The sequence below is a fragment of the Sphingopyxis sp. genome, from assembly GCF_035250425.1.
Taxonomy (GTDB): domain Bacteria; phylum Pseudomonadota; class Alphaproteobacteria; order Sphingomonadales; family Sphingomonadaceae; genus Sphingopyxis.
Map to the genome: position 1 here is coordinate 1 of NZ_DATFFD010000007.1, position 13125 is coordinate 13125.

At 65.0% G+C, this 13125-nt stretch carries 12 protein-coding genes; 8 read left to right on the forward strand and 4 right to left on the reverse strand.

Annotation, left to right across the window (positions count from 1 at the left end):
* Nucleotides 1-126: 126 nt before the first annotated feature.
* The 5 genes from VJ811_RS00280 (at nucleotide 127) to VJ811_RS00300 (ending at nucleotide 8053) form a co-directional block, all read left to right on the forward strand.
* A complete protein-coding gene (locus tag VJ811_RS00280; RefSeq protein WP_324070052.1) occupies nucleotides 127-744 on the forward strand; it encodes a DUF2059 domain-containing protein in 618 nt (205 codons plus the stop codon).
* 29 nt (nucleotides 745-773) lie between these two features.
* A complete protein-coding gene (locus VJ811_RS00285; protein WP_324070054.1) occupies nucleotides 774-1955 on the forward strand; it encodes a DUF2059 domain-containing protein in 1182 nt (393 codons plus the stop codon).
* 130 nt (nucleotides 1956-2085) lie between these two features.
* Entirely contained in the window at nucleotides 2086-6612 is a 4527-nt protein-coding gene (gene gltB / locus VJ811_RS00290) for a glutamate synthase large subunit (RefSeq protein WP_324070056.1), read from the forward strand.
* A gap of 261 nt (nucleotides 6613-6873) precedes the next feature.
* Nucleotides 6874-7299: a hypothetical protein gene (locus tag VJ811_RS00295; protein WP_324070058.1), complete on the forward strand. Its 426-nt coding sequence runs from the start codon at nucleotides 6874-6876 to the stop codon at nucleotides 7297-7299.
* Between the two features lie 82 nt (nucleotides 7300-7381).
* Nucleotides 7382-8053: a glutathione S-transferase family protein gene (locus VJ811_RS00300; protein WP_324070060.1), complete on the forward strand. Its 672-nt coding sequence runs from the start codon at nucleotides 7382-7384 to the stop codon at nucleotides 8051-8053.
* Nucleotides 8054-8239: 186 nt separating this feature from the next.
* Here the strand turns inward: VJ811_RS00300 and VJ811_RS00305 are convergent, their stop codons facing one another.
* Together VJ811_RS00305 and ubiG are read right to left on the reverse strand one after the other, a co-directional pair.
* Nucleotides 8240-8842: a YdeI/OmpD-associated family protein gene (locus tag VJ811_RS00305; protein WP_324070061.1), complete on the reverse strand. Its 603-nt coding sequence runs from the start codon at nucleotides 8840-8842 to the stop codon at nucleotides 8240-8242.
* The gene (gene ubiG / locus VJ811_RS00310; protein ID WP_324070063.1) at nucleotides 8830-9654 is read right to left on the reverse strand and encodes a bifunctional 2-polyprenyl-6-hydroxyphenol methylase/3-demethylubiquinol 3-O-methyltransferase UbiG; all 825 of its coding nucleotides are present in this window, start codon (nucleotides 9652-9654) and stop codon (nucleotides 8830-8832) included. The genes VJ811_RS00305 and ubiG overlap by 13 nt, the downstream gene beginning before the upstream one ends.
* Nucleotides 9655-9814: 160 nt before the next feature.
* On the opposite strand from ubiG, the gene VJ811_RS00315 reads away from it, so the two are divergent.
* On the forward strand, nucleotides 9815-11062 hold the full coding sequence (locus VJ811_RS00315) for an aspartate kinase (RefSeq protein ID WP_324070074.1): 1248 nt from the start codon (nucleotides 9815-9817) through the stop codon (nucleotides 11060-11062).
* A gap of 3 nt (nucleotides 11063-11065) precedes the next feature.
* Here VJ811_RS00315 and VJ811_RS00320 read toward each other — a convergent pair whose 3' ends face one another.
* Nucleotides 11066-11650 (reverse strand): inner membrane-spanning protein YciB, encoded by a 585-nt coding sequence (locus tag VJ811_RS00320; RefSeq protein WP_324070066.1) that lies wholly within the window; start codon nucleotides 11648-11650, stop codon nucleotides 11066-11068.
* 239 nt (nucleotides 11651-11889) lie between these two features.
* Between VJ811_RS00320 and VJ811_RS00325 the strand changes: the two genes are divergently transcribed.
* The gene (locus VJ811_RS00325) at nucleotides 11890-12183 is read left to right on the forward strand and encodes a hypothetical protein (protein WP_324070068.1); all 294 of its coding nucleotides are present in this window, start codon (nucleotides 11890-11892) and stop codon (nucleotides 12181-12183) included.
* Nucleotides 12184-12373: 190 nt separating this feature from the next.
* Nucleotides 12374-12802: a hypothetical protein gene (locus tag VJ811_RS00330; RefSeq protein WP_324070070.1), complete on the forward strand. Its 429-nt coding sequence runs from the start codon at nucleotides 12374-12376 to the stop codon at nucleotides 12800-12802.
* 142 nt (nucleotides 12803-12944) lie between these two features.
* Here VJ811_RS00330 and VJ811_RS00335 read toward each other — a convergent pair.
* The coding region (locus tag VJ811_RS00335; RefSeq protein ID WP_324070072.1) for a hypothetical protein at nucleotides 12945-13125 on the reverse strand (181 nt) is incomplete at its 5' end.

Consider the following 13125-nt stretch of genomic DNA (forward strand, 5'->3'; position numbering starts at 1 on the left):
TTTTGCAGCGGGCGACATCGTCCGCGGCGCCAGTCTGGTGGTCTGGGGCATCCGCGACGGCCGCGATGTCAGCGAGCAGATGGCAAAGTGGTTGAAAGCCAAGGCGAAAAGCGAAAAGAAGGCAGCATGACCAACAGGGAAAGGATCATGCCTATGCCAAGATGGAAATCCGCGCTGTTTGGCGTCGCGCTCGTCGCAACGCCAATTTCGGCGCATGCCGAACCGTCCGAGCCTGCCGTAGAGGTGACCGCCGATCGGCTGGCGAGCGCGCAACGATTGATGGCGACCTTGATGCCCGCCGAACAGCGCGATGCAATGGTCGAGCAGATGATAACCGCGATGATGGCCAATTTTACGCCCGGCATCAAACAGCGCATCGAGGCCGAAGGAAGACTCGAAAACCCGGAAGTCGTGAAGGTCTTCGACCGCTTTATCGAGCGCCAGACGCGGTCAGCGATCGATCAGCTCAAAGCCGAAATGCCGAAGATGATCGAGGCCATGTCGCGGGCCTATGCACGGCGTTTCACCGTCGCGCAGATGAATGAAATGTACGCTTTCTTCAGCACCCCGACCGGCGGGCTTTACGTGACCGAATCAATGGGAATTATGTCGGATCCCGACATTTCCACATGGCAGCGCGATGCGATGACGAAGAGCATGGAGAAGTTGCCCGAAGAGCTGAAAAAACTGCAGGAGGAACTGCAAGAAGTACTGGGTCGCGCCGACGAGGAGAAAAAAGCGTGACCACAATATTTCTGAAAAGGGCCCGAACGATGACGAAAATGAAATCGATCCTGCTTGCCGGCGCCGTGGCGATGCTGCCGCTCGGCGCGCCGACCCATGCCGCGCCGGAGGAGGCGCCGACCGCGGAGGTCGTGCATCCGCACGACGACAGCGTGGTCGAAGTCGACAGCGAAGCCTCTGCCGAAGCGGCAAAGGCCAAGATGCAGAAGGAAATGGACGAGGCGATCGCGCTCGTCGAAAAAATGTTCGACACGAGCAACCTGCCGCCGATCGACCCCGCACGCCTGACGCTCGCAGAGCGGACGACCGCCGCGCTGATCCCGAACGGCAGCATCGAGAAGATGGTCGATAATCTTTATGGCAAGATGTTCAAGACGATCATGGGCGAGTTCGGCGGCCAGTCCGACCTGATGCTCTCGATCCAGACCGGCGTCGAAAGCGAACAGATCGCCAAGCTCGATGAAGCGACGAAGGGCAAGGTCGCCGATATGTTCGACCCGCACCGCAAGGAACGCGAAGACCAGATCACCAAGGTGATCAAGCCGTTGATCAGCGAAGTGCTGGGCGACATGGAACCGCCGATGCGGAGCGGCCTCGCCAAAGCCTATGCCCGCAAGTTCACCGGCGCACAGCTCACCGACATCAACGGTTTTCTCGCGACCCCGACCGGCAATATCTATGCGAGCGAATGGATGGCATTGCAGGCCGATCCCGAAGTGATGCTCGCGGTGCTCAAGGCGGTGCCGCCGCTGGTCACCAAATTCATCGACCGTGCGCCCGAGCTCGAAAAGGATTTCAAGGAGCTGCCGAAGGAAAAGCAGCTCGCCGACTTCGACGACAAGGAACTCGGCAAGCTGGCGAAGCTGATGAAGGTCGATGTGAAGCTGCTGAAGGAACAGCGCGACATGTGGAAGACCGACAGCGTCGAAACGACCGACACGGTCGCGGTCGAGGCTGCCGACGATTATGCGGTCGACGCCGCGGCCGATGCGGCGACGGCAGCGGCGGACGAAGCGATGGCAACGGAAATGGACGCCGCTGCGGCGGGCGCAGCCGAAGCTGCCGCAGACGCCGCGGCCGATGACCGCAGCGATTGGTCCGACGCCGAACGCAAGCAATATCAAGAGATGGAAAATGCCTATTTCGAGCTGGGCGAGAAAATGGATGCCTTGAGGCAACAGGCCAACGCCCGCGTGGAACGAATGAAATAATACCCGCCGACTAAAACACTGTCGTCATCCCGGCGAAGGCCGGGATCTCGCCGGTAAAGTGAGAACGCACCGCAGAGATCCCGGCCTTCGCCGGGATGACGATAAAATAGGACCTGTCAGGAACATCGACATGACCCACTACCCCACCCCCGAACACGCGCGGCTCGAAGCCGAAGGCATGTATCGCCCCGACATGGAATCCGATGCCTGCGGCGTCGGCATGGTCGCGGCGACCGACGGCAAGGCGTCGCGCCGCGTTGTCGAGGCGGCGATCGAAGCCTTGCGTGCCGTGTGGCACCGCGGCGCAGTCGATGCCGACGGCAAGACCGGGGATGGGGCGGGCATCCATGTCGACCTGCCGGTCCGCTTCTTCGACGATGCGATCGCCGCATCGGGCCACAAGGTGCGCCCGAACCGCCTCGCCGTCGGCATGATCTTCCTGCCGCGCACCGATCTGGGCGCGCAGGAGGAATGCCGCACGATCGTCGAAGCCGAAATCATCGACGCGGGCTTCACCATCTATGGCTGGCGCCAGGTGCCGGTCGACGTGTCGGTGATCGGCGACAAGGCGCAGCGCACGCGCCCCGAAATCGAGCAGATCATGATCGCGGGTCCCCTGCCCGACGAACAGACGATCGCCGAGTTCGAAAAGCAGCTCTATCTCGTCCGCCGCCGCATCGAGAAAAAGGTGATCGCGGCGCAGATCGCCGACTTCTATATCTGCAGCCTGTCGGCGCGCTCGATCATCTACAAGGGCCTGTTCCTCGCCGAGAGCCTTGGCGATTTCTATCCCGACCTGATGAACAAGCTGTTCGAAAGCCGCGTCGCGATCTTTCACCAGCGCTATTCGACGAACACCTTCCCGCAATGGTGGCTCGCGCAGCCGTTCCGCTGCCTCGCCCACAATGGCGAGATCAACACGATCCGCGGCAACAAGAACTGGATGAAGAGCCACGAGATCAAGATGGCGAGCCTCGCGTTCGGCGAGCATTCGGAAGACATCAAGCCGGTGATCCCCGCGGGCGCATCGGACACCGCCGCGCTCGACGCGGTGTTCGAGGCGCTGTGCCGCGCCGGCCGCGACGCGCCGACCGCGAAGCTGATCCTCGTCCCCGAGGCGTGGACGAGCGAATGCGACGTCCCCGACAACCACCGCGCGATGTACAGCTATCTCGCCAGCGTAATGGAGCCGTGGGACGGCCCCGCCGCGCTCGCGATGACCGACGGCCGCTGGGCGGTCGCGGGCATGGACCGCAACGCGCTCCGTCCGCTGCGCTACACGCTGACCGCCGACAATCTGCTCGTCGTCGGGTCCGAAAGCGGGATGGTGCTGCTCCCCGAAGCGAGCATCCGCAAGAAGGGCCGCCTCGGTCCCGGCCAGATGATCGCGGTCGATCTCGACGAAGGCACGCTCTACGAAGACCTCGCGATCAAGGACAAGATCGCCGACGCGCAGGATTATCCTTCGCGCGTCAAGGGCTTCCGCACGATGGCCGACCTGCCCAAGGGCGGCAAGTCGACGCTGCCGCAATGGGATCGTCAGGAACTGCTCCGCCGCCAGGTCGCCGCGGGCCTCACCATGGAGGATATGGAGCTCATCCTGTCGCCGATGGTCGAGGATGCGAAGGAAGCGATCGGATCGATGGGCGACGACACGCCGCTGGCGGTCATCTCCGACAAGCCGCGCCACGTCGCGCAATTCTTCCGCCAGAATTTCAGCCAGGTCACCAACCCGCCGATCGACTCCCTGCGCGAACGGCATGTGATGAGCCTCAAGACGCGCTTCGCCAACCTCGCGAACATCCTCGACGAAAAGGGGCAGAGCGACCACGTCCTCGTCATCGACAGCCCCGTGCTCGTCGGCGACGATTGGGATCGCCTGCGCGCCTATTTCGGCGATGCAGTCGCCGACATCGACTGCACCTTCCCCGTCGGCGGCGATGCCTCGACGCTGCGCGACGCGATCGCGCGTGTCCGCCGCGAGGCCGAAGAAGCGGTGCGCGCCGGCCGAAGCGAGCTGTTCCTCTCCGACCAGAATATCGGCGAAGGCCGCGTCGGCATGGCGATGGTTCTCGCCGCCGCCGCGGTCCACACGCACCTCGTGCGCAAGGGGCTGCGCAGCTACGCCTCGATCAACGTGCGTTCGGCGGAGGTGCTCGACACCCACGCCTTCGCCGTGCTCGTCGGGGTCGGCGCGACGACGGTCCACGCCTATCTGGCCGAGGCGGCAATCGCCGACCGGCAGGCGCGCGGCCTGTTCGGCGAACTGAGCCTCGACGACTGCCGCCTGCGCTTCCGCAAGGCGATCGACGACGGTCTGCTCAAAATCCTCGCCAAGATGGGGATCGCGGTGATCTCCTCCTATCGCGGCGGCTATAATTTCGAGGCGGTGGGTCTGAGCCGCGCGCTCGTCAACGATCTCTTCCCCGGCATGCCGGCGAAGATTTCGGGCGAGGGCTATCAGTCGCTGTTCATCAACGCGACCGACAAGCACAGCGCCGCATTCGACGGCCGCGTCACCACCCTCCCCATCGGCGGCTTCTACCGCCAGCGCGCGGGCGGCGAGGCGCATGCCTATTCGGCGCAGCTGATGCACCTGTTGCAAACCGCGGTCGCGACCGACAGCTACTCGACCTATCTGCAATTCGCGCGCGGGGTCGCCGACCTGCCGCCGATCTACCTTCGCGACCTGATGGAGTTCAACTATCCCGCTCAGGGCGTCGCGCTCGACAGCGTCGAGGCGATCACCGAGATCCGCAAGCGCTTCGTCACCCCGGGCATGTCGCTCGGCGCGCTGTCGCCCGAAGCGCATGAAACGCTGGCGATCGCAATGAACCGCATCGGCGCCAAGGCGGTGTCGGGCGAAGGCGGCGAAGCGAGCGAACGCTACCGCCCCTATGCGAACGGCGACAACGCCAACAGCAACATCAAGCAGATCGCGAGCGGCCGTTTCGGCGTCACCGCCGAATATCTCGGCGCGTGCGACGAGATCGAGATCAAGGTCGCGCAGGGCGCCAAGCCCGGCGAAGGCGGCCAGCTTCCGGGCTTCAAGGTCACCGAATTCATCGCCCGCCTGCGCCATGCGACGCCGGGGGTGACGCTGATCAGCCCGCCCCCGCACCACGACATCTATTCGATCGAGGATCTGGCGCAGCTCATCTACGACCTCAAGCAGATCAACCCGAAGGCCCGCGTCTGCGTGAAGCTGGTATCGAGCGCGGGCATCGGCACCGTCGCGGCGGGCGTAGCCAAGGCCCACGCCGACGTCATCCTCGTCGCCGGCAACACCGGCGGCACCGGCGCTTCGCCGCAGACGAGCGTCAAATATGCCGGCACGCCGTGGGAAATGGGCCTCAGCGAAGTCAATCAGGTCCTCACCCTCAACGGCCTCCGCCACCGTATCCGCCTCCGCACCGACGGCGGGCTCAAGACCGGGCGCGACATCGTGATCGCCGCCATCTTGGGAGCCGAGGAATATGGCATCGGGACGCTGAGCCTCGTCGCGATGGGCTGCATCATGGTGCGCCAGTGCCACAGCAACACCTGCCCCGTCGGCGTCTGCACGCAGGACGAAAAACTGCGCCAGAAGTTCACGGGCTCGCCGGAGAAGGTCATCAACCTGATGACCTTCATCGCCGAGGAAGTGCGCGAAATCCTTGCCAAGCTGGGCGTCACGAGCCTCGACGAGGTGATCGGCCGCACCGAATTGCTGCGCCAGGTCAGCCGCGGCGCCGAGCATCTCGACGACCTCGACCTCAATCCGATCCTCGCCAAGGTCGACGCGCCCGACGACCAGCGCCGCTCGCAGGGGCCGAGCTTCCGCAATCCGGTGCCCGACAGCCTCGACGCGCAGATCCTCAATGACGCGAAACCGCTGTTCGAGCGTGGCGAGCGTATGCAGCTGACCTACAATGTCCGCAATACGCACCGCGCCGTCGGCACGCGCCTGTCAGCCGAGGTCACCGCGCGCTTCGGGATGAAGGGGCTCGCCGACGACCATGTCCAGGTGCGCCTACGCGGCACCGCGGGCCAGTCGCTTGGCGCGTTCCTGTGCAGCGGAATCACGCTGGAAGTGTTCGGCGACGCGAACGACTATGTCGGCAAGGGTTTGTCGGGCGGCCGCATCATCGTGCGCCCGACCGTCTCCAGCCCGCTCGTCAGCCAGCACAACAGCATCGTCGGCAACACCGTCCTCTATGGCGCAACCGCGGGCACATTGCTCGCGGCGGGTCAGGCGGGCGAGCGTTTCGCGGTGCGCAACTCGGGCGCGAAGGTCGTCGTCGAGGGCTGCGGCGCCAACGGCTGTGAATATATGACCGGCGGCACCGCGGTGATCCTTGGCCCCGTCGGATCGAACTTCGGCGCGGGCATGACCGGCGGCATGGCGTTCATCCTCGACACCGACGGCCAGTTCGAACGCCGCGCCAATAGCGAATCGATCGTGTGGCAGCGGATCGACAGCGCCCATTGGGAAGGCGTGGTGAAGGAACTTGTCGAGGATCATGCCAAGGCAACGGGCAGCAAATGGTCGAGCGAAGTCCTCGCCGACTGGGATCGCTGGCGGGACCAGTTCTGGCAGGTCTGCCCGAAGGAAATGCTGATCCGCCTCGCGCATCCGCTGAGCGATGCCGAAGCCGAGGTGGTCGCGGCGGAGTAATGCCAATCCTCCCTGTGGCGCAGCCATGGGGAGGGGGACCGCTCGCGAAGCGAGTGGTGGAGGGGCCGCAACCTCGCGCCGAAAGCCCCTCCGTCAGCGCTTCGCGCTGCCACCTCCCCATCGCTGCGCGACAGGGAGGATCATTCGTCGCGCCGCTAAAGCGATCCATCGCATCCCCGCACCCGTTCAGCCCAGCGAAAGCGTCGCATCCCTATAAACGCCGCTTTGCTGAACCCTTGCGTCCTTTGAAAGGATGGAGCCATGACCCGTTTCACGTTGATCGCCCTCCCCCTGCTCGCGCTCGCCGCGCCGCTGCCGGCTGCCGCCAATGAAATGCAGGGCACGGTCGCGACGCTCAACGACCCCGTGACGCAGGACCGGATGGCCGACACCATCACGGCGATGGTCGGCGCGCTGATGCAGATGCAGGTCGGCCCGCTCGCGAAGGCCGTCGCGCAGATCGATCCCGAATCCGACGCCGCCTATATCCCGCCCGACGCCACGCTGGGCGAAGTGACCGGCCGCGATCCCGATTATGCCGAACGGATGGGCGCCGACGTCCGTGCGAGCACGCGCATGGCGGGGCACGCCGCCTCGGCGCTTGCGGCCTATGCGCCCGTGCTCAAGGACATGGCGCGCGACTTTGCTGCGCAATGGGAACGCGAGCGCGAGGCGTCGCGGCGCTGACGCAATAAATAGGGACTGTCCCTATTTATTGCCGTCGCCATAGCCGTTGCGCGCGGCACCCCGCTGCCGCTATGCCAGGCCCATGTGGCAACTCTATCAATTCCCGCTCTGTCCCTTTTCGCGCAAGGTCCGCCTTTTGCTGGGCGAAAAGGGCGTCGGTTATGAATTGGTGCGCGAATCGCCGTGGGAGCGCCGCGACGAGTTCATCGACCTGAACCCGGCGGGACGCACGCCGGTGATGGTCGATCAGGGACGCGGCCAGGTGCTGATGGACAGCAACGCGATCGCCGAATATTTCGAGGAAACCGTCGAAGGCAAGGCGATGATCAACGGCACCGCGGCGAACCGCGCCGAGATCCGCCGGCTGACGTCATGGTTCGACCATGATTTCTATTATGAAGTCACCGGCCCCCTGCTGTTCGAGCGCATGCAGAAGCGCATCGTCCACCGCCAGCCGCCCGACGGCGGCGCGCTGCGCGAGGCGATGAAGGCGGCGAACAACCATCTCGACTATGTCGATTACCTCATCGACCACCGCACCTGGCTCGCCGGCGCGACGATGAGCCTCGCCGATCTGACCGCCGCCGCGCATATCTCGGTCGCCGACTATCTCGGCGGCATCGACTGGACGGGGCATGAGCAGACCAAGGGCTGGTATTCGGGGCTGAAATCGCGCCCGAGCTTTCGGCCGCTGCTGGCCGAGCGGATGGAGATCGTCAGCCCGCCGAAATATTATGAGGATGTGGATTTTTGACGCGCCACGGAATGCGAAGCGTTCCGAAGCGTCAACCCCCGCAAAGGCGGGGGTCGTTGGCGGCTTTGTCCAGCATCTCCGCGTAAACCGACAGCGGCCAGTTAAAGGTTGGACATGCCCCGCATGTCCAAGGATTGTCCGGGGGACAATCCGACCCTTAACTCCTTCGCAGGGGCGACGCTCTGGTCAACAGCCCTTGTATTTCCAGTTCCGCTCCTTGCCCTCGGCGACCTGCGCGACGACCGTTGCGATGCGCTTGACGCGCGTTGCTTCGCGCTTCGCCTCGATCACCCATTCGATATAGTCGCGTCGCTTGCCGGGCGAGAAGGCATCCCAATGGCGCTGCGCCGCAGGACTGGCCTTCAGGGCCGAACCGAGATCGCCCGGCAGGTCGAGCGCCGCCTTGGTCTTCGGCGGCGGCCGCTTGGGCTTGCCTTCGGCACAGAGCGCCGCGGCTTTCCCGATCCATGCCGCCATCCGCTCGTCCGGCGGCAGATCGGCGAGCGAAGTCAGCCGCCCCATGCTGCCCATTGCCCCGGTATCGCGCGGCGATCCGGTGACTTCCTCGTCGCGCCAGAAACCGAAGGTCGCATGCTCCTTGAACGCCGCCATGCCCGCCAGATTCTGCCCCTTCAGCACGAAGGCCGGCACGCCCCATTTCAGCGTCTCTTCGGTGCCCGGCGCATGTTTGTGCACGAGGTCGCGCAAATGGGTCAGGATCGGCTGCGCAAAGGGCTGCGCCTTCGCGATATAGGCGTCGACCCGCGGGTCGCGGCCTATGCTGGCCACCGCGCCGCGACCAGATAGTTGAGCGCCTCGCTGCCGCCGAGCTTGAAGCCCTTGGCGGGCGACGGCGACAGGCCGGTGCGGTCGATGACCTCGAGCCCCGCGCCTTCGAGCAATTTCGCCAGCTCCTCGGGCTTGAGAAACTGGTCCCAGTCATGCGTCCCGCGCGGCACCGCGCCGACACGCTCGGCCGCCTCGACGAGCAGCAGCTTCGACAGCATCGTCCGGTTGGGCGTCGACAGGATCATCAGCCCGCCGGGCGCGAGGCGCGCCGCGAGTTCGCCGATGAACGCCGCAGGGTCGGTGACATGCTCGACCACCTCCATCGAGGTGACGAGGTCGAACTGCCGCTTCTTTCTTTTTCCGTTCGCATCGAGCGAAGTCGAGATGCCCATCGGCAGCGCAGGCCTTCCCGGTGTCTCGACTTCGCTCGACACGAACGGGGAAAGATCTTCCAGGTTCGCCAACTCACCCGCGCGGTAATCGATCGAAAGCCCTTGCCCCGCCGCATGATCGCGCGCCGCGGCAATATTTTCCGGCGCCGCATCAACACCCGTCACCGTCGCGCCCATCCGCGCGAGCGGTTCGGCAAGCAGCCCCGCACCGCAACCGACATCGATCGCGCTCCGTCCCGCCAGCGCATAGCGTTCGCGCGCATCGACATGCCAATGCGCGTCGATCTGGTCGCGGATATAGGACAGGCGCACCGGATTGAGCTTGTGCAGCATCGCCGACGAGCCGTGCGGATCCCACCAGTCGGCGGCGAGCGCCCCGAAATGGGCGGCTTCGTGCGGGTTGATCGTGGCGGCGCTCATGTCCTGCGATGTGGCACCACGCCTCGCGCCATGCAAGAAATTCTATCCCATGCGTGCGTTGCCGGTCTTGCCATCGCCCTTCCCCTTGCCTAACGACGCGAGCGCCGCGGAAATGCTTGAAAAAGTTGCGGCCGAAACCAGTTCAGGAAAGCGGGGCGAGATGGCGCGGATCGTGATGAAATTCGGGGGCACGTCGATGGCGGGCACCGAGCGGATTCGCACCGTGGCGAAACTCGTCGCGCGCGAAGTCGCCAACGGTAACGAGGTCGCGGTCGTCGTCTCGGCGATGGCGGGTGAGACCGACCGGCTCGTCAATTTTTGCCGCGAGGCGAACCCGCGCTACGACCCCGCCGAATATGACGTCGTCGTCGCTGCGGGCGAACAGATCACCTCGGGGCTGCTCGCACTGACGTTGCAGGCGATGGGCACCCCCGCGCGCAGCTGGCTCGGCTGGCAGCTCCCGATCCGCACCGAGGAAGCGCACGCCCGCGCGCGCATCGCCGACATCGACACCGGCGCGCTCGGCGCCGCGATGGCGAAGGGCGAGGTTGCGGTCATCCCCGGCTTCCAGGGCCTGATGGACGACGGCCGCGTCTCAACGCTCGGCCGCGGCGGCTCGGATACCAGCGCGGTCGCGGTGGCGGCGGCGCTCAAGGCCGACCGCTGCGACATCTACACCGACGTCGACGGCGTCTACACCACCGACCCGCGTATCGTCGCGCGCGCGCGCAAGCTCGACTATGTGACCTATGAGGAAATGCTCGAGCTCGCGAGCGTCGGCGCGAAAGTGCTCCAGACCCGCTCGGTCGGGCTCGCGATGAAAGAGGGCGTGCGGGTGCAGGTCCTCTCCAGCTTCGTCGAGGGCGACGAGGCTCCCAAAAAAGGCACGATGATCGTCAGCGACGAGGAAATAGAGGAACATCAGATGGAACGGCAGCTGATCACCGGCATCGCCCACGACAAGAATGAAGCCAAGATCATCGTCACGCGCGTGCCCGACAAGCCGGGCGCGGTCGCCAACATCTTCGGCCCGCTCGCCGCGGCCGGGATCAATGTCGACATGATCATCCAGAATGTCGGCCGCGAAAAGGGCGAGACCGACGTGACCTTCACCGTTCCCGCCGTCGACCTCCTCCGCTCGATCGACCTGCTCGAAGGTGCGAAGGACAAGATCGGCTTCAACCGCATCATCAGCGACGACAAGGTCGCGAAGATCAGCGTCGTCGGCGTCGGCATGAAGAGCCACGCGGGGGTCGCGAGCACGATGTTCCGCGCATTGGCCGACCGCGGCATCAACATCCAGGCGATCTCGACCAGCGAGATCAAGGTCAGCGTGCTGATCGACGAGGATGAAACCGAACTCGCGGTGCGCGTCCTCCACACCGCCTACGGGCTCGACGCAGACTAAGCCCTATTCGGTAGCGAGCGGTTGCAGCTCGCCGCCCGCGCGGCGGCGCAGCCGCGCCTGCCCGATAAAATGCACCACCGCGATATGGACCGCGAACAGCCCGAACTTCGACGCCAGCGGGAATATCCCGATAAACAGCGGCCACCATTCGGTGAAGAAGAGCGCGATGACGAGGTTGAGCCCCGCGCTTAAAAACATCAGCGCCGCCCATATCATCCCGAACCGGTCCATCACATCGCCGACGATCGCGAGCTGCTCGGGCAGGATATAGCGATTGAGCCAGCCGCGGCGCAGCATCACCGACCCGACGATTAGATAGACGATCGTCGGCTTCGCCATCACGAAGCGCGGGTCGCCGGTGAACAAGGTCGCCGCGGCGGTGAGGAGCACCGACGCGAGGCTGATCCATTGCAGCGCCGCGACCTTCTTGCCGCGCACCAGTTCATAACCGACAACCGCGAGCGCGACGACGGTTCCCGCGATCGTCGCGGGCACGATCCCCGCTCCGGCGACCAGCAGCACCGCAAAGACGAGTATGCCGAGCGAGTCGAACAGCATCGGTCCAATGGCATAGAGCAAGGTTTTCATCCGCCTGTCCTTTCCGACTCAATGTTATCGTCGTAAACATTGGCCGAACCGGGCTGCGCGGTCAAGTAAAAATTTACGGTGTTAACATCGTGGTCGGGCGAACGACCATTTTGGGCGTTTGCGGGGCAGGCGGCGGCCGCCGGCGAAATCAGCTCGGCGCGCGGATCGAACCGTTCGCGCAGTGACGCTATCGTCTCGCCCGCTCGCCCGCTATGCTGCACCCGACCGATGGAGGCCATATGCCAGACAAGTCATGGACCGCCCTTATCGCGCTTGCCCTCGCCGCGCCGCCGGCGCTCGCACAGGATCTGCCCACCGACCTGCTCGAACGGCACGCCGATGTCGTGCGCCAGGACATGCTTCTGAAATCCACGCTGCGGCACAGCCGGGCGCACCAGAAGGAGAGCGCGGCGCAGGCCACGCCGCGCCAGAAAGCCGCTTGCGCAAAAAAGGCCGAGTTTCGCGGGCAATATGGCGCCGATCACCCCAAGGTGCGGAAACTCCATGGCCTGTGCCGCAATATCGGGCTCTGACCACGCGGAGAGGGGGTTCGATCGAGGAAAGCGCGGCTAACGACCGCCTAGGGTCAGAACCCTAGCGACATTCTGTGTCACATAATTTCGACATTCCCGCGAAAACGGGAACCCAGCGTGGGGTCAGCCGGCGGCGATCGGCGCGCAAAAGGGCTTTCCTACATTATCGGGCCGTGCTCCATACTGGCGGATGGAACAGAACCCCGCACCCGCCCCGCTCCTCGCCGGCACCCGCCTCGCCTTTGCCCCCGTCGCCGCGCAGCGCCTTCGCGCCGACGGCTGGACACCCGAAACACAGGCCAATTTCATCCGCGCGCTCGAGGCGATGGGCTCGGTCGGACAGGCGGCAAAGGCTGTGGGCATGGGGCGCCGGTCCGCCTACCGTCTTCGCGACCGCCCGGACGCAGCGAGCTTCGCCGCCGCATGGGACCGCGCGATTTCGATGGGGCGCACACATCAATTCAGCATCGCAATGGACCGCGCGATCAACGGTGTCACCGTCGTGCGCGTCCTGAAAGGCGGCGCGGTCGATGTTTCCGGCGGCCCGGACATGGACATTGTTCACTCGGCTCTGCGCGAGGATGCCGCGCCGCTTAAAGCCACAAAGGACACATTTTGAAGGCGCACATGCGGGGCTTTTGTGGCTCTAAGCCTCAAAAAAAAGACCCGCCCCCAGGCCCATGTCCCCGGGGGCGGGCCCGCGACCCGTCGTCCGTTGGCCGCCCCGGTCCCGCGGCGTGACGCAGGACCGGGGCGGGCGATCAGGCGAGGTCGAACCGGTCGGCGTTCATCACCTTGGTCCAGGCCTTGACGAAGTCCTTCACGAACTTCTCCTCATGGCCGTTCTCGGCATAGACCTCGGCCACCGCGCGCAGTTCCGCATTGGAGCCGAAGATCAGGTCAGCCCGGGTCGCGCGCCAGGTCTCGCCGCCGCCCTTGCGA